The sequence below is a fragment of the Sorangium sp. So ce394 genome, from assembly GCF_051474665.1.
GTDB classification, from domain to species: Bacteria; Myxococcota_A; Polyangia; order Polyangiales; family Polyangiaceae; genus Sorangium; species Sorangium cellulosum_D.
The window spans coordinates 6,691,096-6,715,603 of the sequence record NZ_CP150339.1; the positions used below are offsets into that span (position 1 = coordinate 6,691,096).

Here is a 24,508-nt window from a genome sequence, read left to right on the forward strand (position 1 = left end):
CGCACCGTCACGCTGCATCTCCTTCTTCAACGAGGGTCTCGAGGGGCTTGATCCCCAGCTCGCGGGCCAGCCCGCCGAGCGCCGCGAGCAGGTCGGAGTCCACGCTCACCGCGTCGACGCGCAGGGCGCGGCGGCGCTCGTGCTCCAGATATCCAGGATAAGTGACGCGCCGGCCCGGCCCGTTGGCCGGGCACTCGACGACGCCAGCGAGGATCCGGTCCATGCGCCGCTGGAACTCCGACAGCTCACCGAAGCGGCGGATGTCCAGGGCGAGGAAGAAGTGGCCGACGTCGCGATCGTCGCGGGAGCGGGCCTCGCCCGAGGGGCCGAAGAGGTCTGGATCCGGACCGGCCGCGGCGCCGGCGAGGGCGCCGCAGAGGATGTCCACCCAGAGGGCCAGGCCAAGACCCTTCCACGCGCCGGTCTCGGGCTGGCCGCCGAGCAGCTGGAGGTGCCCCGTGCCGGCGTCGTACGCGGCCGGATCGGTGACCGGAGCGCCGTGCTCGTCGACGAGCCAGCCTTCGGGGATGCGCTCGCCCAGGCGGGCCGCGGCGCGGACCCTGCCGGTCGAGACGACGGTCGTGCTCATATCCAGGACGAAGGCCGGCATCTCCCCGCCGGGGGCGGCGAGGCAGATCGGGTTGGTCCCGACGATCTTCGCCCCGCCATGCGGCGGGCGAGCGATCGTCTGGGAGCCGAGGTTCGACATGGCGATACCGACCATGCCGCGCTCGAGCGCGAGCTCGGCGTAGTAGCCGGCCGGACCGAAATGGGAGCTGCGGCGCACGGCGACGGCGCCGACGCCGGACGCCGCAGCCTTGTCCATCGCGAGGCGCATCGCCTTGACCCCGGTCACCAGGCCGAGGCCGTCCTGACCATCGATGAGCGCCGTCGCGCCCTCGTCCTTGAGGATGCGTGGCTCGGCGTCGCCGCGGATGCGGCCGCTCCTCAGCTTGGCCACGTAGATGCGGCCGAGATTGGCGATACCGTGGGTATCGAAGCCCTTTTTGTCCGCGTAGACGAGCGGCTCGGCCGCGATGCGGGCGTGCGCCGGCGCGAGGCCGGCCCGGGTCAGGGCGTCGGCCGCGAAGCGCCGCAGCTCATCGAGAGAGATGTTCAGTTTGCTCATATCGATTCCTCATCGAGAAGGGCGGCGCCGCTGCGACAGTGGTCGCCGAAGGCGAGGACGATGGCCTCGACCTCGCGGGCGAACCGCTCGAGGTCGGCCACGGCGATGAACTCGCCGTCGGCGTGCGCGCGGTTGTGCTCCAGGCTGCAAGGGCCGTAGACGACCGTGTAGCGGTCGGGGCGCTGCGCCCACATGGCGTCGCAGGTGAACGCGCGATGCGCGAGCGCGGGCGGCGTCCGGCCGATGCCGGCCGCCGCGAGGACGCGCCTCATGGCGTCATCGCGGTTGTCGAGCGTCGGGAGGCGGCGCTTGAGCCATTCGAGGCGCGTCACGGCGCGCGCGGCCGAGGCCGTCGCGCCGAGGACCTCGGAGCCGGCGAAATCGGTCGCGAGGCCCTGGAGGGCCTCCGCGAAGCGGATCTCGGTCGCCTCCTCGATCGCCTCGGCCTGGGCCATCGTGGAGTACGCGAAGTTGACGAGCAGCGCCCCCTCGCCGTAAACCCGGTTATGCATCCTGCCGGTGTGGATGCCGGCGACACAGGTCTTGCCGCCGATGCGACGCACGTCGGCGACCAGATCGCGGGCGAACCGCATTGCGACGGCGGCGAGGATGACCGTGGCGTTCTGGCCGGCGTGGGGCGCGTCGTCGGTCGAGCCGACCCCCTCGACCGAGACGCGGGCCGTCATCGACGTGGTCGAACGGTCGAAGAAGTGGCCCTCGCTCGGCTCGGCGAAGATGTTCAATCGGCCGACGTAGCCGAGGTCCACGAGGGCCTTGGTCCCGTAGACGCCCATGGCGCCGCCTTCCTCGCCGGCGACCGACTGGACGAGCACCTGGATCTCGCCCGCGAGGCGGGGATCCTGGCGCATGGCCGCCTCGATGCCGGCGAGCACCGCGACGCCGGGGCCTTTCATGTCGACGGCGCCGCGGCCGGTGACGATCCCGTCCTCGCACGCGACGGGGACGTGCCCAGCGACCGTGTCCATGTGGAGGTTGAACATCACGGTGCGAGCCGCCGAGCGGCCTCCGCCGGCGCGGAGGACCAGGTTCGGCTGCGACGAGAGGAACGCGCCGCCCATCCTCGCGGCCACCTCACGCACGGAGACAGGGACGTGCGCGCCGCTCAGGACCGATGCGCACGGAGCGCCCAGGTAAGCTTCGGTGAAGCCGCGGGAAACCGCGAAGTCGCGGAAGGCCCGCTGAGCGTCCGGGATGTCGCTCGGCACGCCGGTCTCCATGGGGCTCGTCGTGTCGATCGCAAGCAAGCCGAGGAGGTGCTCGAGGTGCTCGGGGGTGAAACGGATCTGCGGATCGTTCATTGACTCCTCCCTGCGCGCCAGACGGTCCGGGCGATGCGCTCGAAGCGGCCGCCGAACTCGACGAAGCACTCTCGCAGCGTGGCCGTGTCGGCGGTGATGCCGAGGTGAGGGATGTGGGCCAGGTGCGGCTCGATGGCGATGGCGCCGGCATAGCCCGCCGCCTCGAGCATCGAGAGGCACTCGGCGAGCTGGGCTTCACCTTCGCCCGGCCAGGTGAACTGGGCGGCGCCGTCGGCGTCCCAGACGACATCCTTGACGTGGACGTGGCGCACGTGCGGGAGAACGCGACCGAGGAACGCGACGGGGTCCTGATCCGCGACGCGCACGTTGCCGACGTCGAACAGGAGCCCCAGATGGGGGCTCGCTATCTCGCGCAGCATCGCGAGGGTTTGCTCCACGCCCTGGGAGGCCCAGCCCGAGCAGTTCTCGTGGAGGAGCGTGACGTCGAGCGCCGCGGCGAGCTCGACGAGCTCGGCGACCCGACGCATGGCTTCGCGGCGCCAGCCGGCGCCGTCGAGCCCCTGGTTCGGATAGGACATGATGCGGATGAACCTGCAGCCGAGCGCGTGGGCGCGGTCGGCGAGGATCCTGAGCTCTCCCAGGTCGCGGCCGAACGGCCCGGAGACCGGGCGCGCCCAGCCGCCTATCCGGCTCGCCAGGGCCACGACGCTCATCCCGTCGTCCGCGATGCGCCGCGCGGCGTCCGCGAAGCGCGCGGGGTCGAGGTCGGCGACGGCGACGCCATCCAGTGTACGGAGCTCGATGCCCCGAAAGCCGAGGCGGCGCAGCGCCTGCAGCTGGCCGTCGAGGTCCGGAGAGGCCTCATCGCCCACGCCGGCGAGGAGCACGGGAGGCGCCTCACGCATGGAAGCTCCTGACCGCGGAGACGACGTAATCCGCTTCGGCGTCCGTCATCTCTGCATAGAGGGGCAGCGCCAGCGCCTCGCGCGAGAGCGTCTCGGCACCGGGGAAGTCGCCTGCCACGTGCCCGAGGTGGGCAAAGCACGGCTGCAGGTGCAGGGGCACCGAGTAATAGAGCTGGGTCTCGACGCCGCGCTCGAAGAGGTGGGCGCGGAGCGCGTCACGGCGCTCGGCGCGGATGACATAGGTATAGAACACGCGCTCGCCCGGCGCGGACGCGAGCGGCCTGATCGCGGCGCCGAGCTTGCCGAGCTCGGCGTCGTAGTGCTCGCCGATGGCGCGGCGGCGCGCGTGCAGCGCGGGGAGCCGCGCGAGCTTCGTCGTCAGGTAGGCAGCCACGATTTCATCCATTCGGTGGTTCCATCCCAGGTGGTGATGCAGAAAGCGTGTGACGCCGTCCTGGCCGTGATTGCGCAGCCGCCGGCACATGTCGCCGAGCGCGGCGTCGTTGGAGACGATCATCCCGGCGTCGCCGATGCCGCCGAGGGGCTTCGCGGGAAAGAAGGAATAGACGCCGACGTCGCCCGCGAGCCCCGCGGGAACACCCGCCGTCCTCGCGCCGAGCGCGACGGCGCTGTCCTCCAGGACGCGGAGGCCGAGCGCCCTCGCGGCGGCCTGGATCTCGGCCATCGCGGCGAGCGAGGAGAAGAGATGAGCGGCGATGACGACCTTCGATTCCGGCGTGCGCCGGCGCGCGAGCTCGTCGGCGGCGATGGTGCCGGTGTCGGGGTCCACGTCGACGAAGACCGGCCGGGCACCCAGGAGGGCCGGCGCGCTCGCCGTGGAGATGAACGAGAAGGCGGGCGTCAGCACGTCGACGCCCGGGCCGACGCCGAGGGACGCCAGCGCGATGAGCAGCGCGTCCGTGCCGTTCGAGACGGCGACGGCGTGGGCGGCGCCGGTCTGGCCCTTGATGGCATCCTCGAGCTCGGAGACGCGCTGTTTCAGGATGAACGCGCCCGAGGCGCCCACCTCGGCCACGAGCTGCTTGACGAGCGCCGCGTCGGCGCCGAAGCGCCTCGGATAATCGAAGTACGCGACCTTCATCGGGCGCCTCCGCGCTGGAAGAAATCGGCGATGGCGCCGCAGACGCGCTCGACGTGTTCAGCCGTCATGTCCGGATACATCGGGAGGCCGAGCGTCCGGGTGCAGGCGCGCTCCGCGACGGGCATGTCGCCGCGCACGTAGCCGAGCCCCCGAAAACAAGGCTGCAGGTGCAGCGGCACAGGGTAGTAGGTCTCGGTCCCGATCCCCTCTCGGGCGAGGTGAGAGGCGAGCGCGTCGCGCTGCTCGCACTCGATCAGATAGACGTAGTAGACAGGGCCCGCGCCCTCGGGGCGGCGCCGGATGCGCGGCGTCGAGACGCTGGGGGAGAGGCCGGCGAGGCCGCGATCGTACAGGGCGGCGAGCGCGGCGCGCCTGGCGATGTCCTGGGGCAAGCGCCCGAGGCGCGCCAGGAGGATCGCCGCCTGGAGGCTGTCCATGCGGCTGTTGAAGCCGAGGCGGCGATAGACCTGGGGCTCGCCCTCCCTCTGGCCGTGGTTGCGGAGCATGCGCGCGGCCTCGGCGAGCCGGTCGTCGTTCGTGAGGACCATGCCGGCGTCGCCGAACGCCCCCAGCGTCTTGGTCGGGAAGAACGAGAGGACCCCGGCGTCGCCGATGAGGCCGGCGTGCCGTCCGCCGAGCCACATCCCGATGCCCTCCGCGCTGTCCTCGAGGACGAGCAGGCCGTGGTGGCGGGCGACGTCGACGATGGCGGGCATATCGGCCATCTGCGTGAACAGGTGGACCGGCATGACGGCCCTGGTGTGCCGCGTGACGGCCGCGGAGATCTGGGTTGGATCCATCGCGTACGTGACCGGATCGATATCGACGAAGACCGGCTTGGCCCCCGCGTGCGCGATGGAGGACGCGGACGCGAAGAAGCTGAACGAAGGGACGATGACCTCGTCGCCGGGCCCGACGCCCGCGGCCATGAGCATGATGGTGAGGGCGTCGGTGGCGTTGCCGCAGGCGATCGTGTGGCGCGCCTCCGTGAAGAGGGCGATGCGCCGCTCCAGGCGGCGGACGAGCGCGCCGTCGGTGAACGACCCGCCGGCGAAGAGCTCGTCGATCAGGGCGTCGATCTCGCCGCGCTGCCGCTCGAGCGACGCCGCGCACGTGTAAAACGGGATAACTGCTGTCATGTACGACTCCGTTGCTTGAAGCTCCGCGCCGCGACGGGCGGCGGCATGAGCGCCCGGGCGGCGCCCGACGAGAGCTCGGCGGCGAGCTCCGAGCAGGCGGCGGGTGCGCCCGCGCCCGCGCGCCCTCGCGACCTCCCCGCCCCGCGCAGGACGGCGTCCGGCACGCCGGCCGGATGGAGGAGGCCGCTCAGGACCTTGGCGCGGGCGATGACGTCCACCACCCCCGTGTTGAACTCCACGCTGCTCAGCGGCTCGGGCCCCTGAGCGGCGAAGTGACGATAATATTCGATGAAGCAGGTGCTCAGGGGGTCGTCCTCGTATACGTCCGTCGCGACGAGGCGGCCGTCGCCGCTGAAGACCTTGACCCAGGCGTGGTTGTCGTCGGCGCCGGTCTGGTAATATCCAATGACCGTTCCGCGCTCGAGCTCGAGGATGACGTCGCGCTTTCGCATCGGGCAGCCGAGATCGGAGTGGCAGACCGCGGCCACGCGATCGCCGTGCATCGTCGCGATGGTCGCGCCGCCCATGTGAGGCACCGTGCCCGAGGCGGCGGAGAGATCGGTGCACTCGGCGTGGAGGACCGCGGCCTCGGTCCCGCCGAGGGCGAGCGCCAGCGCGATCTGGTGAGGCATCTCGACGTCGAAGGCGGTCTGATGGCTGCTGCTCGCCAGCGTGCGGTTGATGCGCGGCTTGCTGCTCTCGATGACCATCCGCTCGAGCGCGCCGAGCTCACCGCTGTCGATGATCGCCTTGAGGCGCGCCGTCACCGGGCTCGAGAGCCAGTTGCTCACGACGGCGACGTCGAGGCCGGCCTCCCGCTCGAGGGCGAGGATCTCGCGCGCGTCGGAGACATGGATGGTGAACGGCTTCTCCACGACGAAGCGGCGGAACCCGGCGGAGACGGCCGCGACGAACACCGGGTAGTGCTCCGACGGCCCCGTGCAGATGTGGACCACCGTGCGCCGCGGATCGAAGGCTCCGCGCGCGTCGGCGATCGAGGGATAGGCCGGGAGGCCGGCCGCGCCCTGGAGCGCGCCTCCCGAGGCGACGAGCGGATCGACGACGCCGATGCGCTCATCGAACAGCCCTCGCCCCTCCGGCCTGTGTCGCGCCTTGCGCAGGCAGGTCAGGTGCAGATCTCGCCCTGCCTTGCCGAATCCTACAATCAGCTGCTGAAACATCTTTCGCTCCTGGTCGCGCGCGCTCATGCGTTCAGCGAGCACGACAGCTCGCGCGCGATCACGTCGGCGAGCTCCTTGACGTACGCCTCGATCCGAGGCCGCTCCAGGCCTTCGGCCATGATGCGGACGACCGGCTCGGTCCCGGACGCGCGGACCACCATGCGCCCGGCGGCGCCGAGCTCTCGCTCCACCCTGCGGACGACCGCGGCGATCGCCGGATTGCCGCTCAACCTGTTCCTGTCGGCGACCGTCACATCGGCGCGGACCTGCGGGAGCCTCTCGAACGGTCGTGTCAGCTCGCTGAGCCGACGGCCCGTCCGCCTCACGACGTCGAGCAGCAAGAGCCCCGCTAAGATCCCGTCGCCGGTCGTCGCGTGGTCCAGCCAGACGACGTGCCCTGACGGCTCCCCGCCCAGGTTGTAGCCGCCGCGCCGCATCTCTGCGACGACGTGGCGGTCCCCGACCTCGGTCCGCTTCGTCGCGACGCCGAGCCGCGCGGCCGCCTGCGCGAGCCCCGCATTGCTCATCACCGTCGTGACGATCGTGTCCTTCGCCAGCCGGCGCTCTCGCTTCGCGGCCGACGCGCAGACATACAGGATCTCATCACCGTCGACCACCGCCCCGCGCTCGTCGACGGCCACCAGCCGGTCCGCGTCGCCGTCGAAGGACAGCCCGAGCTGCGCGCCGCGCCGCAAGACCTCTTCTCGCAGCGCCTCGACGTGCAGCGAGCCACACGCATCATTGATGTTCAATCCGTTGGGCGCAACCCCGATCGCGACCACGTCCGCGCCGAGCTCCCGGAAGACGCGGGGCGCGAGCTCGTACGCGCCCCCGTTGGCGCAATCGAGCACGATCCGCGCCCCGTCGAAGCGCGCCGGCACGGCCGCCTTCAGGTGGCGCAGGTACACCTCCTTCGCCTGCATGTCGACCGACACCGCGCGGAGCTGTCCGCCGACCGGGCGCGGAAGCCTGTCCTCCGGCGCGTCGAGCAGCTGCTCGATCGCCTGTTCCACCTCCTCCGGCAGCTTGAAGCCGTCCGCGCCGAAGAGTTTGACGCCGTTGTCCTCGGCTGGATTGTGCGAGGCCGAGATCATGATCCCTGCCCGGGCACCGAAGTGCCTGGTGAGGTACGCGACGACCGGCGTCGTCACGACGCCGAGATGGATGACGGAAGCACCGATAGAAGAGAGCCCAGCGACGATCGCCGCCTCCAGCATCGGGCCGGAGACGCGCGTATCGCGCCCGACGACGAAGGTCGCGCCGCTCGCCTCGCCCGCCAGCGCGTGGCCGCCGCAGCGACCGAGCCGGAAGGCGAGCTCTGGCGTCAATTCCAAGTTTGCGATACCGCGTACGCCGTCGGTGCCGAAGTATTTTCCCATGTAGTTCCACCTCTCCTCGAGGCCTCCGCGCGCCGGGCAAGCTCGCCCATCAGCACCCGCGCTGCGCGGGCGAGCTTGCCCGGCGCGCGCCCGACTCCCCTGCTGGATCGATCATCCAGCGTAGGCGCGCTGGCCTCTTGCCCCTGCCTTGAGCAACGGCCGTGCCGCGTGTCGATGTCGAGAGCGCTCGTCGCGAGCCAAGCCGGATCGGAGCGCCAACGCGCTCGCATTCCACGCGAGCCGCTGCGAGCCGCTCAGAGGAGCGCCAGGCGGCGAGCAACGGTTGGCGCGGTCACGCAACGCCGCCTTGCGCGGCGTCCGCGGTCATGTCCGCCTGTCCGGCGCCCGGCCAGGTCCAGGCACGGTCCTCGCCGGAATGCGCGGCGTGGCATGACGGATGCACGCGCCCTCGGACGAACAGCGGTCCATCGCTTCACGGGGCGTCCTGTGAGGCGCTGAGGCGCCTCCTCGTCATCGGGTGCAAACCATGTGTGGAATCGTTGGCTACGTGGGTTATCGCGACGCAAAGGAAGTGCTCCTCGACAAGCTCGCCCGGATCGAGTACCGCGGCCATGACGGCGCGGGCCTCGCGATTCGCACGGTGACGGGCATCGAGGTCTACAAGAAGGGCGGGCCGCTCGCCGGCCTCGCGGGAGAGCTGAAGCTGCGCTCGGTCCGCGGGATGCTCGGCCTCGGTCACACCCGGTGGGCGACGCACGGCGCGCCCGACGACCGCAACGCTCACCCTCACGCCAATGAGGATGGGACCATCGTCGTCAGCCATAACGGGATCATCGAGAACTACCGCCCGCTCAAGGAGCGGCTCGCTGCCCAGGGCTACGCGTTCCGCTCCGAGACCGACACCGAGGTCCTCGCGCACCTCATCGAGGAGAAGTACCGGGGAGATCTCGCGGGCGCCGTCCGCGCGGCCCTCGCGGAGGTGCGCGGCGCGTACGCCGTCGTCGTCGCCCACGCCGAGCACGAGGAGATCGTCGCGGCCCGCAGCGTCAGCCCCCTCGTGATCGGCGTCGGCGACGGCGAGATGTTCCTCGCGTCGGACGTGCTGGCGCTGCTGCCGTACACCCGCCGCGTGGTGTTCCTGCAGGACGGCGATCTGGTCGTCCTGCGAAGCCAGAGCTACGACGTCACCGATCTCGGGGGAAGTCCGCGCGCGCGCCCCCCCACCCTCGTCGACTGGAGCGCCGAGGCCGCCGACAAGGGCGACTGCGATACGTTCATGCTCAAGGAGATCCGCGAGCAGCCCCGGGTCCTCGCGCAGACCATCGCCGGCGGTCTGCCCCGCGGCGCCGCAGAGGCGCGGCTCGATCTGCGCCTCGACCCTTCCTCGATCGATCGTGTCCAGATCATCGGATGCGGCACCGCGTACCATGCTGGCCTCGTCGGCGAGCACCTCATCGAGCGGCTCGCCCGGGTGCAGGTCGAGGTCGACATCGCGAGCGAGTATCGGTATCGCCAGCCGGTCGTCGACGAGCGGACGCTGGTGATCGCCATCAGCCAATCCGGCGAGACCATGGATACCCTCGAGGCCCTCCGCGAGGCGAAGCGGCTCGGCGCGAGGACGCTCGGCATCGTCAATGTCCAGGGGAGCAGCATGACCCGCGAGGCGCACGAGGTCCTCTACGTCCACGCCGGGCCGGAGATCGGCGTCGCCAGCACCAAGGCGTACACCGCTCAGCTCAGCGCGCTGCTCCTGTTCGCGCTCTGGCTCGGCCGCGCGCGTGGGGCCCTGAGCCCCGCGCGCGCGGCCGAGCTCTCCGCCGAGCTCCGCGACCTGCCGCGCGTCGTCGACGAGGCGCTCGACGCGGCGCGCGTCGCGGAGATCGAGCGGATCGCCGCCAAATACAGGGACGCCCGAGGCTGGCTGTTCCTGGGGCGCGGCGTGAACGCCCCGAGCGCGTTCGAAGGCGCCCTCAAGCTGAAGGAGCTGAGCTACGTCTACGCCGAAGCGCACGCCGCCGGGGAGATGAAGCACGGCCCGATCTCCATCATCGACGACGGCCTCCCCGTGGTCGTCATCGCGACCGAGTGCCCCCTCCTCGAGAAGGTCCTCAGCAACATCCAGGAGGTCAGGGCGCGCTCCGGGAGGATCATCGCCCTCGTCAGCGATGGAGACACGGAGGCCGCCCGCCACGCGGACGACGTGATCCGGGTCCCTCGCACGGACGAGCTGCTGAGCCCCGTGGTGAACGCCGTGGCTCTGCAGCTCCTCGCATACCATGTCGCGTCCCTCCTCGGGAGGGACGTCGACAAACCTCGCAACTTGGCCAAGAGCGTCACGGTCGAGTGAGGCGATAACCCCAACCTGGCCGCGCGCGCGAGGCGAGGCGATCGCGCCGAGGGACAGCGCCGCGCCGCCCGCGGGCCAGCATCGAATGAACCAAGCACAGAGACCGAGAGATGGAAAAACTCCTCAGGAAGATTGAGCGCCGCGAGGCAAACGTGGTTGTGGTGGGCGTGGGCTACGTCGGCTTGCCGCTCGCGGTCGAGCTCGCCAGGGCGGGCTTCGCCGTGACGGGCTATGACAAGGACCCCGAGAAGGTGCGCCGGCTCGGCCGCGCCGAATCGTACATCGACGACATCCGCTCCGCGGAGCTCGCGCCGCTCGTCGACGCCGGAAAGCTCACGGCGTCCGCCGATCTGGGCGTCCTCAGCGCCGCGGACGCCGTGGTCGTCTGCGTGCCGACGCCGCTGAGCAAGAACAAGGATCCGGACATGAGCTTCGTCACCCAGGCGATGGAGGAGATCGCGGCGCGGCAGCACGCCGAGATGCTCATCGTGCTGGAGTCGACGACCTACCCGGGCACGACGCGCGAGGTGCTCGCGCCCACGCTGACGCGCGGGATCTACGAGCTTGGCAAGGACGTGTTCGTCGCCTTCAGCCCCGAGCGCGTGGATCCGGGCAATGCGCAGTGGAAGACGCGCAACACGCCCAAGGTCATCGGCGGAATGACGCCGGCGTGCCTCGCCGTGGGGAGGGCGCTTTATGGGGCGATCATCGACACGCTCGTGCCGGTCGGCAGCACCGACACGGCCGAGATGGTCAAGCTCTTCGAAAACACGTTCCGCGCCGTCAACATCGGCCTCGTGAACGAGGTCGCGCTGATGTCGCGGCGGCTCGGCGTCGACGTGTGGGAGGTGATCCGCGCGGCGGCGACCAAGCCCTTCGGCTTCATGCCCTTCTATCCGGGGCCGGGGCTCGGGGGGCACTGCATTCCCATCGATCCGCTCTACCTGTCCTGGCGCATGCGCGGGCTCAAGTACCAGGCGCGGTTCATCGACGTCGCGGACAGCATCAACAGCGCGATGCCGGGCGAGGTCGTCTCCCTGGTGCACGAGTCGCTGAACCGGCGCCGGGTGCCGGCGAACGGCGCGAAGGTGCTCGTCTCGGGCGTGGCCTACAAGAAGGATGTCGCCGATTACCGCGAGTCGCCGGCGATCGACGTGATCCACGGCCTGCGCAGCCTGGGGGCCGAGGTCGACTACGTCGATCGGCACGTGCCCGAGGTCCGCGAGCACGGGCTGGAGCTGAGGAGCGTATGCCCGAGCGTCGACTACGGACGCTATGACGCGGTGGTGGTCGTGACCGACCACTCTGACACCGACTATGCCCGGATGCTCTCGGAGTCGAAGCTCATCGTCGACACGCGCGACGCGCTGCGGGCGCTGGACGGGGACAAGTCCAAGGTGGTGCGGCTGTAGGCGGGGACGAGCCTCAGCGGGTCTCCCACGAGGTCGACGAGCAGCCCTCCCCGCGGACGCTCAGCGCCGCGACTCCCTTCGCGCGGGGCGCTGCATGCAATGAACCAGGGCGTCACGGAGGTTCGCGAGGGTGTGGATCCTCGAGAGATCCACGCCGAGCGACACGATGGTCTGCGCCACCTCGGGCCGGATGCCCACCACGATCCCGCGTACCCCGAGGAGCTCGACGGCGCGGACGAGCCTCACGATGTGATCGCCCGTGCGGTGGTCGATGCCGTCGGCGCCGGTCAGGTCGATGATGGCCGAGCCGCAGCGGGTGCGCATGATCGCCTGGAGCAGCACCTCCATCATCTGCTCGGCGCGGCGCTCGTCGACGGACCCGAACACCGGCATGGTGATCACGCCCTCCCAGACCTCGATGATCGGCGTCGAGAGCTGGCGGATCGCCTCCTGCTGCCGCTCGATGATGTCGAGCTTGTCCAGGAGCACCGCCTCCGCCCGCTTGCGCGCCGTGATGTCGCTGAGCGAGCCCGCCATGCGCGTCGCCCTCCCCTGCTCGTCCCAGAGCGCCTGCCCGCGCGAGCAGAGCCAGCGCAGCTCGCCCGCGGCGGTGCGGCGCCGGAACTCCACGTCGTACGGCGCGCGCCGCTCCAGGTGGCCGCGGAGCGCGGCCGCCACCCGATCCCTGTCCTCCCCGTCGACGAGGCCCAGGAAGGACTCGATAGAATCGCCGAGCTCGCCGTCCTGGCAGCCGAGGACGTCCTTGAAACGATCGGAGTAATAGGCGCCCCCGCCGGCCAGGTTCCAGTCCCAGAGCCCGTCGCGCGAGCCCTGCACGGCCAGGGCGAACCGCTCCTCGCTCTCCTTGAGCGCGATCTCGGCGCGCCGGCGCTCCGCCCGCTCCGCCACGTCGCGCAGCGAGCGCTCGATCGCGGGCGCCAGGCGCCTGAGCTCGCCCTTCAAGACGTAATCGTTCGCGCCCGACCGCATGACCTCGGCGACGGTCGTCTCACCGATGCTGCCCGAGACGATGATGAAGGGCAGATCCAGCCCGCGCTCCTTGACCATGCGCAGCGCCGCCAGCGAGTCGAACCGGGGCATGCTGTGATCGCAGAGCACGACGTCGTACGCCTGCCGCGAGAGCGCCTCGGTCATCCCCTCGGGCGTGTGCACCCGCACGTGCGACGGGTCGTAGCTCCCCCGCTTGAGCTCGCGCAGGATCAGCCGCGCGTCTTGCTCGGAGTCCTCGACCAGGAGGACGCGCAGCGGCGTGCCCATCTAGGACGCGCTCCCCGGCCGCGGGACCGCGTTCATCCGACGTTGGTCGCGACCCGCGCGAGCGGCCCGCGCGTTGCCATCGACGAGGGGGTTCGTTCCGTGGTTCATGGCGCTCCTCGCGAACAGATGAGGTCCCGGCCTAGAGCGTGAAATAAAACGTCGCTCCCTCGTCGACGGCGCCCTCGGCCCAGATGCGGCCTCCATGGCGCTCGACGATGCGATGTACGGTCGCGAGGCCGACGCCGGTCCCCGCGAACTCCTCCTCGGTGTGCAGGCGCTGGAACGCGCCGAACAGCTTCGCGGCGTACCTCATGTCGAACCCGGCCCCGTTGTCGCGCACGAAGTACGTCGCGCGCCCGCCCCGCGGCTCCTCCTGCCCGCCCTCCATCTGCCCGAGCTCGATCCGCGCGCCCGCCCGCTTGCTCGTGAACTTCCACGCGTTGCCGAGCAGGTTCTCCAGCACGATCCTGAGCAGCTGAGGGTCGCCGTCCGCCGCCACCCCCTCCGCCACGACGCACTCCACGGCGCGATCCGGCTCCGGCCGCTGCAGCTCGGCGAGCACCTCGCGCGCGAGCGCGCTCATGTCGACGCGCTCACGCTGCATCTCGGCGCGCGTCACGCGCGACAGCCTGAGCATGTCATCGATGAGCTCCGACATCCGCTGGCTCCCCCGCCGCACCTGCGAGAGCAAGTCGCGTGCCTCCTCGTCGAGCTTGTCGCCGTAATCCTCGATCAGCGCGAGGCTGAACCCGTCGATGACCCGGAGCGGCGCGCGCAGGTCGTGCGAGACGGAGTGGCTGAACGCCTCCAGCTCCTTGTTGGCCACCCGCAGCTGCGCCGTCCGCTGCTGGATCCGGAGCTCCAGCTCGCTGTTGAGCTCCCGGAGCGCCTCCTCCGCCCGCCGGCGCTCGGCGTTCTCCCTCGACAGCTCCGCGTAGAGCCGCGCGTTCTCCAGCGAGCTCGCGGCCTGCGACGCGAGGAGATCCAGCGTCAGCGCCCGCTCCGGCGTGAACGCGCCGGCGGTCAGGTTGTTCTCCAGGTAAAGGAGACCCACGAGCGCGGCCTGCCGCAGGAGCGGGATGCACAGCACCGACTTCGGCCGGTTCAGCCGCATGTACTCGTCGTCCGCGAACCGCGGCTCGCCCGCCGCGTAGTCGAGCACGACGCGCTCTCTCGCCCTCCGGACATGCCCGAGCAGGGTCATGGGCGCGGCCGACGAAGGCAGCGGCGCCGCGGGGTTGCAGACGCTCACCACCGTGCCGGCGGCGGACGCCTCCGCCTCGAGGAGCAGCGTCCCCGCCTGATCCCGGAGCAGGTACCCCTTCTCGGCGCCCGCGTTCTCGATCGTGATCCTCATGAGCTTCTGGAGCAATCGCTCCAGGTCGATCTCGTCGGAGAGCGCCTGGGACGCCTTGATGACCGCCATCAGATCGATCGCCGACGGCCCCGCCGGCAGCCCGAGCCGCTCCGGCGCCGAGGGCGGGCGCGCGGCGAGGAGGGCGCCGTATCGACCCTCGAGCTGCGCCACCTTCGCGGACGCGCCCCACGCGCGGTAGCACCGGTGGGCCTCGGTCATGTAGACGCCGGCGACCTTCTCGCGGCCGAGGCCGAGGTAGAACCTGGCCGCGAGCTCGCTCGCGAGCGCCTCGTCGTGCACGAAGCGGTTCGTCTTCGCCGCCTGGATCGACCGATCGTAGAGGTCCATCGCCTCGAGCCGGCGCCCGGCGGCGCGCGCCTCCTCCGCCTCGATCAGGAGGCGCTTGTGCTCGAAATTCTCGGGGCAGCCCGCGGCGTACGAGAAGACCTTGCCCCGGTAGCGGGCGAGCATGCCGCCGAGCGGCTCCCCGGCCGCCTGCGCCGGGGGCGACGCGAGGATCGCGAGGCACAGGTGGAACGCCATGTCGACCGACAGGATGAGGCCCGCGCTCCCGCCGATCGTCTGGTCGGCGATGCGCCCCATCTCGATCGCGCCGGCGTAGTCCTCGGCGAGCAGCGCCAGCCGGAGCTTGGCCGCGGCGTACCAGCACAGCGTGCTCACGAGCTCGGGCGCCATGATGCTGTCCACGAAGGCCGGCTCGTCCAGCGTCTCGTCCCCGATGGAGTGGAGACCCGCCGTGCGCCCCCGGAGGCAGGCGACGAGCTGCCGCCCGATCGTCACGTTCGCCGTGCTCGCCGCGTTGTACGTCTGCCGCACCAGGAGGAGGAGCTTCTCGATCTCCTCGCCGACGGCGCCGAGCTCGTCGCCCAGGGCGATCCGCGTCCAGACGATGTTCGAGAGGGTATACGACAGATAGTTCAGGTCGCCCGACTCTGGCCCTGCGCGCATTGCGCGCCGGGCATGCTCGAGCGACAGACGGAGCGACTTCTTGCAGAAGCTCACGTTGAGCGCGAACATGTAGTGGAGCCGGCACTTGATGGAGATGTTGTTGTATCTCTCGTTGAGATCCAGCGCGAGCTGGCCGAACTCGTGGGCCGCGTCGTACTCGCCGCGCGTGGCCAGCACGAAGCCGTAGGTCAGGTATCCGAAGGCGGCCTCCTCCGAGTGCCCGTGCTTGAGGGAGATGTTCGCCGGCATCACGCAGACGAGCGCGAGCAGCACGGGGTTGATGATGAACGCCACCCCCCACAGGTTCGCCAGGATCTTGAGTGCGATGAGCTGCTCGGGATCGGTCATCGACGGCGCGTCGATGAGCTCGCGGATCCGGCGCCCGCCGAGGTTCGCGCGCACCGCCGCGAGCTCCGCCTCGAGCGCGGCCTGGCACTCGTCCTGCGCCTCCGGCACGCGGATGCCGAGGAGCGCGAGCGCGGCGCGCCCGACGTCCATGGCCTGGACATACCGGATCTGCATGCAGTAGAGGACGACCCGCAGGTTGAGGATCTGCGCTCGTTCGAGCGTCGATCGCGCCCGGCGCAGGATGACGTCGAAGAGCGCCTCCGCCTCCTCGTGGCGGCCGATCAGGTACTCGCACTCGGCGAGCTCGGCGGACAGCTCGAACGTCGTCGCGTACTCGTCGCCCCACCCCGCCTCGCCGAGCAGCGCGGCGCCTGCGCGGAAGTACCCGACGGAGGTCTGAAACGCGGTCGCGGCCTTCGCCCGCTTGCCGGCCGCGAGGTTCAGCCGCGCGACGTCCACCTGCTCGCCGCGCTCGGCGATCAGCGCGGCGCCCAGGTTCGTGTGGTGGACGATCTGGAACACGTCCTCCACGTGCCCCTCGTCCGCGCGAGACCGCCTGAGCAGCCTGCCGATCTGCAGGTGGACCTCCTGCCGGCGGTCCTCCTCGATCATCGAATAAGCGGCCTGCTGGACGCGGTCGTGCAAGAATTTGTACGAGATCCGGAGCGCCTCGACGTCGTGCTGGTCCTCGACGTCCTCTCCCCTGGGCGCGTGGAGGAAGCGGTACTCGGACGTGAGCGGCACGACGTACCCTTCGCGGAGCGCCTCCCACAGATCGGCGGCCGTCGCGGCGGGCGTCTTCTCGTGGATGATCGCCAGCGTCCTCAGCTCGAACTGGTGGCCCATGCACGCGGCGAGCTTCAGGATGCGCTGCGTGCCGGGCGCGAGCTTCCGGATCTTGCCGACCATGAGGACGACCACGTTGTCCGTGATGTCCGCCTGCTGGATGCGCGCGAGATCCCACTCCCACGCTCCGGTCCCCGCGTTGAAGCCGATCAGCTTGTCCCGGTGGAGCGCCCCGAGGAGCTGGCTCATGAAGAACGGGTTGCCCTGCGTCTTCTCGGAGACGATCGCGGCGAGGGGCGCCACCCGGTCCGTGTCGGTGACGAAGGTGTCGGCGATGATCTGGGCGACGGTCGGCGGCGCGAGCGGCCTGAGCGTGATCTCGCCGAGCTTCGCCCCCGCCTTCCTGATCTCCTCGACCGTCAGCGCGAGCGGGTGGGCCGGGCCGACCTCGTTGTCGCGGTACGCCCCGAGGACGAGGAGGTACGCGTTCTCCGGGTTCGCGAGGACGGCCTGGAGCAGCCGGAGCGACGCCGCGTCGGCCCACTGCAGGTCGTCGAGGAAGAGCACCAGCGGGCGCTCCCTCGTGGCGAAGACCCGGAGGAAGCTCTGGAAGACGATGACGAACCGATTCTGCGCCTCGGTGGGCCCGAGCTCCGGCACGCCCGGCTGCGGCCCCAGGATGGCCGAGAGCTCCGGGATGAGGTCGATCATGAGCTGCGCGTTCGGCCCGAGCGCGGCGAGCAGCCGCTCCTTCAGGCCCGCGAGCTCCTCGTCGGAGCCCTGGAGGTGCCCCCGGAGGAGGTCCCGGAAGGCGTTCGCGATCGGCGCGTACGGGACGCTCCGGTTCAGGAGATCGAACTTGCCCGAGATGAACGCGCCGCCCCGCGCCGCGATCGGCTTGTGGACCTCGTTGACCAGCACCGATTTGCCGATGCCCGAGAAGCCGGCGACCAGGAGCAGCTCGACGCCGCCCTGGCCCACGCGATCGAACGCGAGCAGGAGATCCCTTGTCTCGGCCTCGCGGCCGTAGAGCCGCTGGGGGATGTGGAGCTCGCCGGAGAGGTCGCGCTGGCCCAGCGGGAAGGGCGCGACCGCGCCGCTCGCCTCGAGCTGCGAGAGGCACTCGCGCAGATCGACCGCGAGCCCGAAGGCGCCCTGGTAGCGGTCCTCCGCGGCCTTCGCGAGGAGCTTCGTCACGATGTCCGAGACCACCCTCGGGACCTCGGGCGCGACCTCGTGCGGCGGCGCGGGCCTCCTCGCGATGTGGCTGTGCACGATCTCCATCGGGTCCGACGACGGGAACGGCAGGCGGCCCGTGAGCGCCTCGTACATCACGACGCCGAGCGAGTAGAGGTCGGTCCGGTGATCGAGGGTGCGATTCATCCGGCCGGTCTGCTCCGGCGACATATAGGCGAGGCTCACCTCGATCGCGTCAGGGCTCTGCGCCGGCTGGGTCTCCTGGGACAGGCGCGTCGCGACGCTGAGGTCGCTCAGCCTCGCCGCGCCCGTGCGCGCGTTGACGAGGATGTTCCTGGGGTTGATGTCCTTGTGGATGACGTGCCGGCGATGGAGCGCGTCCAGGGTCTCCGCGACGGAGGCCGCGATCCTGAGCGCCGTCCGGAGGTCGAGCCGCTGCGCCTTGAGGACGTCGTGGAGCGCCTGCCCGCCGAGATCCTCCATGACGAGGGCGAGGCCGCCCTCGTGCCGCTCGAGGCCGTACGCCGTGACGACCCCGGGCAGCCCGAGGTCGCGCATCATCATGTATTCGTAGCGGAGCTTCGCGACCTCTCGAGGGCTCTCGTGGGAGCGTTTGAGGAGCTTCACCGAGATCGGCGCATGATCGGAATTCCGGTAGCCGCGGTAGAGAGCGGTATCCAGACCCGATTGGATCTCCTCCGTAATTGTGAACCGGCTCACACAAACCTCCCGCGCCCGCGATCGAGCCCGGCTCGAAGCTGCCCGTGCGCCGGAGGCCGATGTAGCATCCCCCGAGCGAAGACATCACCCAGGCCCACAGACACTACAGGCGGCCACGAGCGCGTGGCGGCGTCCGAACCGGCAGGACCAAGGCCCCCCTGGTCAGGAGACCATACTATTCCGGTTGTCCGGGCTCAAACAAGTGGGAATGCGAACATTCCGAGCGGCGCCCGTCATGAGGTCGTGTCGGCGCATGAAGGCACACCGTCCGGCGGCGCCGCAGCGGCTGAGCACGCCGCGCGAAGGGCCTACAGGGGCTCGAGGAAGCGCTGGTGCACGTACTTGGCGATCTTCTTGCCGGTCCTGGCCCCGACCTCGCCCGAGCCGCGGTAGTGGATGCCCCCCCAGACGCGGGCGTTGATCACCCCCTCGACGGCGTCCTTGAGGGAGTCGAACACGATGTCTCCACACGTGTTCGTCCCGACGAGCGGCTCATCCAGCTGGCCGCCGCCGAAGAACTCCATCAGCGCATAGAGCGTCGCGCCGCTCACCATCGGATGGCCGGCGGGGTATTCCTGGTTCGGCGAGGTGGTCATGAGCGGCTTCCAGTCGGAGCCCGGATGGTAGTAGTTGATCGAGGTGATCGGCCGCCAGAAGTTGTAGTGATTCTTGCTGTTCACGTTGGAGATCATCGCGTCGGCCTGGGTGAGCATCGCGAGCGCGAACACCCGCGCGGCCTCGTAGTTGTCCAGCTCGAAGTCCGAGACGAGCTGGCGGGTGAACGCGTACGTGCCGCTGAAGACGAACCCGTCGCAGGCCTCCCACCAGAGGGCCTCGAAGGCCTGCTGCGGGGTGCGCACGGCGCTGTCCACGGCGCCGTAGGCGCGGGTCTCCTCCATGTCCCTGCGGAACGCGCCGTTCTTGGGGCGAGGCGGCGGCGGGGGCAGGAACTGGTCGTTGTCGCGCATCGTCCAGGGGGTCATGTCCCCCCACCAGAAGAAGAACGGCTGCGACGTGCCGGGGAACGTGTCGGCCGGGTCGAGCATGACGTACTCCCCCGGCAGGCCGGTCATCGGGTCGTCGTCGCCGTCGCTGTCGGGCCACTCGAACTCGAGATCATCCGGGTTGTTCCACCCGTCGCCGAGGCGCTCGTTCCACAGGTTGATCGCCGCCGCCTCGCCGATCCGGATGCCCTCCTCCTTCTCGGGGCCGTCGGGGATCGCCGCGAGCTGCGCGTCGTAGACGGCCTCCACCATCGGCAAGAGGTCCTGGAGGCCCGGGTTCGCGAACTCCGGCGGGAGGCTCTGGTTCGAGTAGAAATCGATGTACGTCGCCAGCATCGTCCGCCCCGCCGCCGCCAGGGCCGCCTCGGGGGAGGCGGGCCCCTCGGCGGCCACGGGCGGCAGGTAGGTCTCATAGCGCGCGGTCTCGGGGATCGCGTTGAGCGCGTCGTGAATGGAGACGTGCAGGAGCGCCGAGAGCCTCGACGCCATGAAGAACCCCGTCAGCGGCTCCATCTGCGCCATCACCGTGTTCCAGTCGCGGACCTCCTGGTTGGCTCTGGCGTCCTCGGACCACACGATCGCGGCGACCGACAGCGCCGCCGAGAGCAGCCCCTTCCATCGACGCCCTCCCATGCCGGTGTTGTGTGGGGTACACGCGTCCTTTTGGTCATGTCCGGACAACAGCATCGAACACCCCCTGGCAAGATCAGGTGATTCATCGCACACGAAGTGCGCGCCCCCCGATCCTGTGCATACGATGTCCGTCGCGACCTGCAAATTCAATCCACGACGTTTTTGAGCTCTCTTTGCGTCGCCGCGGCCTCGCGCGCAGTCCCCGCGATCGGGCGGTCGCGCGCACAATCGCTCACCACCTGCGCGGACGCGTCACTGCGCCAGGTACGCCTCCACCTCCGCGGCGCGCCCCTTGGCGTGCGCGATCAGCGCGGCGAGGCCGTTGTCGAAGTCCGCGGGCGACGCGAGGTGCGTGTGCCCCTCGATCTCGCCGTCCGGCCCCACGACGTACGGCGCGATGAGGTCGTGCGCCGCCTTGAACCACGCCTCGGCCGCGGCCGGCTCGTACTCCACCTCCGCGGCCTGCTTCACGTAGTCGCGGTAGATCTCGAGGTAGACCGGGTCGTCGAGCAGGTAACGGATGAGCGGCCATTGCTCGGTCACCTGGGACATGTCGAGGGGCAGCGCCGGCATCGGGGTCGCTCCTCCCGCGTCGCCATCGATGAACGCGAACGTGTGGTCCCACGGGATCCACGTGAATTGCCCACCCTTGTTCGGGTCCGAGTAGAGGTAGTAGTTGTGCGGCAGGCGGCCGTACACGTCCCAGTCCTCGATCACCGTGTTGAGCGCCAACCAGTGGAGGAAGCCGTCGACGTCGAGGCGCGCCTCGAGCCCCGCGCGCCAGGCGGCGGCGTCGGTCCGGTCCGCGTGCAGCGCGTCGAACAGCGCGCGCGCGTCCGAGAAATCGGCCTCTTCCTCGTGGTTCTCCTTGACGAGGGTGTCGGGATCCCAGGTCTCCCACCGCGCCCCGGTGCCGTCGGGCTTGTAGACATTGCCCTCGTGGCCGCCGAAGTGCCTGTCGAGGAACGAGTCGTCCGAAGGGACCTCGATCCCGGTGTACAGCCCGAAGTAGACCGGCCCCTCCCCGTGATCGATGAAGACCCGGTAGAACGCGGTCGCCGGCGCGGGGATCCCCGCCTTGGCGAAGATGTCGGTGCCGAGCTTCTCGCGCAGGAGCGACGCATCCAGGTAGCTGCTGGTGAACGCCAGCCCGTCGAACCCGTAGAAGCGCTGGTTCTTCGTCTCGGGATAGTCATCCTCGAACCGGTCGAAGTTGAGGCGCAGCGGCAGCTTCCAGTTCCCGGCCTGCCAGGGCAGGAGCAGGCTGGCGTTGCCCCGGAGGCGGATCCCGACGTGCTCCCATTTCCGATCCTCGATCGCGACGTCGCACTCGACGTAGACCGGCGAGCGCGGGATGAGGTCGACGCTGCTGATGAGCCCGGGGTCGCCGCCCACCCCTCCCGGCCCGGAAGGCATGCAGGCGAGGCCGACCTCTTCCTCGGTGCAGGTCCCCGGGGTCGGGGTCCCGAAGATGTCGACCGTGCAGGGGTCGGACTCCGCGAGATCGTTGCAGGCGTCGATCCAGTCCTGCGGCGGCTCGAACTCGCCGGGATCCGGCGGCTTCGGCTGGCAGGTCAGGCCGCCGGGGAGCTCCCCGCACGTCCCCTCGGCGGGGGACCCGAAGAGATCGACCGTGCACGCGTCGCCGGCCGCGAGCCCGTCGCAGGCGTCGACCCACTCCTGCGGTGGCTCGAATCCGCCGGGCCCCTGCGCGCCGAACTCGCCGAGCATCGACGTCATGTCGTCGATCATCGCCTGCCACCTCTCGGGCGCGATGGTGATGTCGATGCGGGGGACCCGGTCCTGCGGGAACGCGCGGTCGTAATCGGGCTCCTCCTTGGCGCTGCCGCCCGCGCCGCCGTCGCCGCCCGTGCCGTCCCCGCCCGCGCCGTCGCCGCCCGCGCCGTCCCCGCCCGTGCTGGTCGTGCCGGTTCCACCGCCGCTCGCGCCGGTCCCGGACGCGCCGGGATCCTCGGAGCCGCCGCAGCCCACGAGGGGAGTGGCGGCCAGCGCGGCGAAAGGCAAGAGATAACGCAGACTCCGTAGGTTCATCAATCGCTCCTCAGCTCGGCGGTCCGAGGCAATATTATGTCAATCGTGCTTCGATCGCGTGACAAATGCGTCCGCCGACAGCCCTGGGAGCCGGCCCGGGCGCGGCGAGAGCGGATAGTTCCAGTCAGGGTGATGTGGAGCTCTCTACAGAAGCCGAGGTGGAATTTTCCACGTGCGGTGAGCTGGGCGTTTCGCGTGGCACGACGGCGGCGCGGGCGCTCGCTCGCAGCAGCGCAGCGCACGCCGGCCAACGCGACCGGCACGCCCGCCGCGTTGGCGATCCGGGGTCGCGTCGCGGCGAGATGCACGCTGTGCATCCCGCGCATGCCGCCTTCGCATTGGAAGGGCGGCGCCCCGCGACCTACATGCCTCAGCACGCCGCCGCGCCGCGCACGAGCGCAGCGCGACACGGCGCAACCCGGAGATCACGAAGATGGCTTGGTTGGACGTCATCCATCGGAATTGCGCCTGCAGCGACGCAGGACGGCGAGATCCTGCTATGACAATGCGGCCGGCGACGGCTCCGCGAGGGCTGCTCTGCGCCGGCCTGCTCGGCGCGCTGCTCGGCGGCTGCGGCGGCGACCCCGCGCCCCTCGAGACGACCGGATCCAGCGATGTGCTGTCGGGCCAGGAGGCGCTCGTCGCGGGCGACCTCACGGGGCTGGAGCACGCGTGGGAGACGGTCCCGAGCGTGGTGCGCAGCGACGGATCCGAGGAGTTCGTGCTGGAGGTCGACCCCGTGGACGACGTGGTGAGCGTCGAGCTCACCGGGCTCGAGTTCCGGATCGAGGGCCCGAGCGACCTGACGTTGCGCGACGACGGCGTGGGCGCCGATCGCGTCGCCGGAGACGGCATCTTCACGGTCGGGCCGTTCCGCTTCGACCCCACGCCGTCGATCCCGCTGCCCGCGCATTACGAGTCGAGCCCGGACAGCCCGGCTGGCCTCTATGCCGTGGAGCTCGGGAACCTGGTGATGACGAAGGCGACGGGAGAGACCGTCGAGTTCTTCGTCCGCCCCCAGGTCGGCGCGCTCGCGCCCAGCGTGCCCGTCGCGCCGCGGCGGGTCCTGAGCCCGAAGTTCCGCGCGGCGTCGCACCTCGTCGAGGTGCGGGACGGGCGCGGCGACAGCCAGCGGTTTCTGCGCGGCGCGGGCGGCGACGCCGCCGGCATGCTCTCGGACATGTACGAGGTGGTGCCGGACGTCTTCGACTTCGCGGTGCTCTCGGCCACATCGCACCTCGAGCGGCCGGGCAGCGTGAGCAACGGCAACTCGGGCGTCCACTCCGCCGTGAAGATCGACTACACCGGGATCGGGCGCGATCCGGTCGACTACTCTCAATCGTATTACAGCCGCCGCCTCAAGGGCGTCGCCGCGCTCGACAACCTGCGCCGAGGCTGGCTGAGCAGCAACTTCGTGCACGAGCTCCTCCACCAGTGGGGCGCTTACCTCCCTTCCGGTTTCGGGATGACCGACGGCTTCCATTACCTGCCGACCACCAGCGCGGCCAGCCTGCTCGGCGGGATGGAGTGGATCGACAACGGAAACGGCACCTTCACCCTCGACTGCGACAGCAACGGTCGCTCCGGGGCGACCACCGCCTCGCCGCTCGATCTCTACATGATGGGGCTCATCCCGGGGAGCCAGGTCCCGCCGCTCCGCAGGCACGGCGGCGGCCTCTTCGACTACTGCGACACGGTGATCCCCTCGGTCCAGGCCACCGTGACGATCGCGCAGATCCAGGCGCAGCTCGGCGTGCGGACCCCGGGGCCGGCGACGGCGCAGCGCGACTTCCACATCGCGTTCGTCGTGGAGGCGCACGGCCGCGATCTCACCGACAGCGAGCTCACCTTCTTCAACACGCTGGCGGAGTTCGCGACCCGGCCGGTCCCGGCGGGGCAGCCGAACCCGAGGCTCGACAGCAACTGGGTGCCGATCACACGCTATTTCGGCAACGGCACGACCTGGCGCACCGACATCCCCGACACCCCGGCCAACCCGGGGGCCGTCACGGCGAGCATCCAGCTGAACGCCGACTGGGCGACCGGCTACTGCGCCAACGTCACCGTGACCAACGGGCGCAGGTTCGGTATCTGGGGGTGGGAGGCGGTCATCGACCTCGGGCAATCGACGGTCAACTCGAGCTGGAACGCCAGCTTCGGCTTCGACGGGAGCGAGATGACCGCCACGAGCACGCAGTCGAGCGGCCTGCTCGACACCGGCGGGTCGACGTCGTTCGGGTTCTGCGCCAACAAGACCGGGGCGGCGTGGCAGCCCCAGGTCGTCAGCGCCAGGCAGCTGTGACGCGCAGCGCAGCCGCCCGCCGGCGCG

At 70.4% G+C, this 24,508-nt stretch carries 14 protein-coding genes; 3 read left to right on the forward strand and 11 right to left on the reverse strand.

The genetic code is table 11. From position 1 onward, the window contains the following. Window positions 1–7: 7 nt before the first annotated feature. The 7 genes from WMF33_RS24575 to glmM are packed head-to-tail and all read right to left on the reverse strand — an operon-like array spanning window position 8 to window position 8,115. Entirely contained in the window at window positions 8–1,129 is a 1,122-nt protein-coding gene (locus WMF33_RS24575) for an Ldh family oxidoreductase (protein ID WP_061627865.1), read from the reverse strand. Next, window positions 1,126–2,448 carry a M20/M25/M40 family metallo-hydrolase gene (locus tag WMF33_RS24580; RefSeq protein WP_437339396.1) on the reverse strand — a complete coding sequence of 441 codons (1,323 nt, stop codon included), beginning with the start codon at window positions 2,446–2,448 and terminating at the stop codon, window positions 1,126–1,128. Before WMF33_RS24580 ends, WMF33_RS24575 begins: the two co-directional genes overlap by 4 nt. Beyond that, window positions 2,445–3,314, reverse strand: a complete 870-nt coding sequence (locus tag WMF33_RS24585; protein ID WP_437339397.1) for a sugar phosphate isomerase/epimerase family protein — start codon at window positions 3,312–3,314, stop codon at window positions 2,445–2,447. The genes WMF33_RS24580 and WMF33_RS24585 overlap by 4 nt, the downstream gene beginning before the upstream one ends. Beyond that, window positions 3,307–4,416 carry a DegT/DnrJ/EryC1/StrS family aminotransferase gene (locus tag WMF33_RS24590; protein ID WP_437339398.1) on the reverse strand — a complete coding sequence of 370 codons (1,110 nt, stop codon included), beginning with the start codon at window positions 4,414–4,416 and terminating at the stop codon, window positions 3,307–3,309. The genes WMF33_RS24585 and WMF33_RS24590 overlap by 8 nt, the downstream gene beginning before the upstream one ends. Further along, window positions 4,413–5,555 (reverse strand): DegT/DnrJ/EryC1/StrS family aminotransferase, encoded by a 1,143-nt coding sequence (locus tag WMF33_RS24595; RefSeq protein ID WP_437339399.1) that lies wholly within the window; start codon window positions 5,553–5,555, stop codon window positions 4,413–4,415. Before WMF33_RS24595 ends, WMF33_RS24590 begins: the two co-directional genes overlap by 4 nt. After that, window positions 5,552–6,736 (reverse strand): Gfo/Idh/MocA family protein, encoded by a 1,185-nt coding sequence (locus WMF33_RS24600; RefSeq protein WP_437339400.1) that lies wholly within the window; start codon window positions 6,734–6,736, stop codon window positions 5,552–5,554. The genes WMF33_RS24595 and WMF33_RS24600 overlap by 4 nt, the downstream gene beginning before the upstream one ends. A 23-nt stretch (window positions 6,737–6,759) precedes the next feature. After that, window positions 6,760–8,115 (reverse strand): phosphoglucosamine mutase, encoded by a 1,356-nt coding sequence (gene glmM / locus WMF33_RS24605; protein ID WP_437339401.1) that lies wholly within the window; start codon window positions 8,113–8,115, stop codon window positions 6,760–6,762. A gap of 487 nt (window positions 8,116–8,602) precedes the next feature. On the opposite strand from glmM, the gene glmS reads away from it, so the two are divergent. Together glmS and WMF33_RS24615 are read left to right on the forward strand one after the other, a co-directional pair. Beyond that, entirely contained in the window at window positions 8,603–10,423 is a 1,821-nt protein-coding gene (gene glmS, locus WMF33_RS24610; RefSeq protein WP_437339402.1) for a glutamine--fructose-6-phosphate transaminase (isomerizing), read from the forward strand. Window positions 10,424–10,533: 110 nt separating this feature from the next. Then, window positions 10,534–11,835, forward strand: coding sequence for a nucleotide sugar dehydrogenase (locus tag WMF33_RS24615; RefSeq protein WP_437339403.1), 1,302 nt, complete (start codon window positions 10,534–10,536; stop codon window positions 11,833–11,835). A 60-nt stretch (window positions 11,836–11,895) separates the two neighbouring features. On the opposite strand, the gene WMF33_RS24620 is transcribed toward WMF33_RS24615, so the two are convergent. From WMF33_RS24620 to WMF33_RS24635, 4 genes are all read right to left on the reverse strand, one after another. Continuing rightward, window positions 11,896–13,113 (reverse strand): PAS domain-containing protein, encoded by a 1,218-nt coding sequence (locus WMF33_RS24620; RefSeq protein ID WP_437339404.1) that lies wholly within the window; start codon window positions 13,111–13,113, stop codon window positions 11,896–11,898. A gap of 139 nt (window positions 13,114–13,252) precedes the next feature. Next, window positions 13,253–18,490, reverse strand: coding sequence for an AAA family ATPase (locus WMF33_RS24625; protein ID WP_437339405.1), 5,238 nt, complete (start codon window positions 18,488–18,490; stop codon window positions 13,253–13,255). Window positions 18,491–18,798: 308 nt separating this feature from the next. Further along, complete coding sequence (locus WMF33_RS24630) at window positions 18,799–20,127, reverse strand: hypothetical protein (RefSeq protein WP_437339406.1); 1,329 nt, start codon at window positions 20,125–20,127, stop codon at window positions 18,799–18,801. Between the two features lie 252 nt (window positions 20,128–20,379). Beyond that, complete coding sequence (locus WMF33_RS24635) at window positions 20,380–22,179, reverse strand: CotH kinase family protein (RefSeq protein WP_437339407.1); 1,800 nt, start codon at window positions 22,177–22,179, stop codon at window positions 20,380–20,382. Between the two features lie 505 nt (window positions 22,180–22,684). Between WMF33_RS24635 and WMF33_RS24640 the strand changes: the two genes are divergently transcribed. Continuing rightward, a complete protein-coding gene (locus WMF33_RS24640; protein ID WP_437339408.1) occupies window positions 22,685–24,481 on the forward strand; it encodes a cellulose binding domain-containing protein in 1,797 nt (598 codons plus the stop codon). Window positions 24,482–24,508 lie beyond the last annotated feature (27 nt).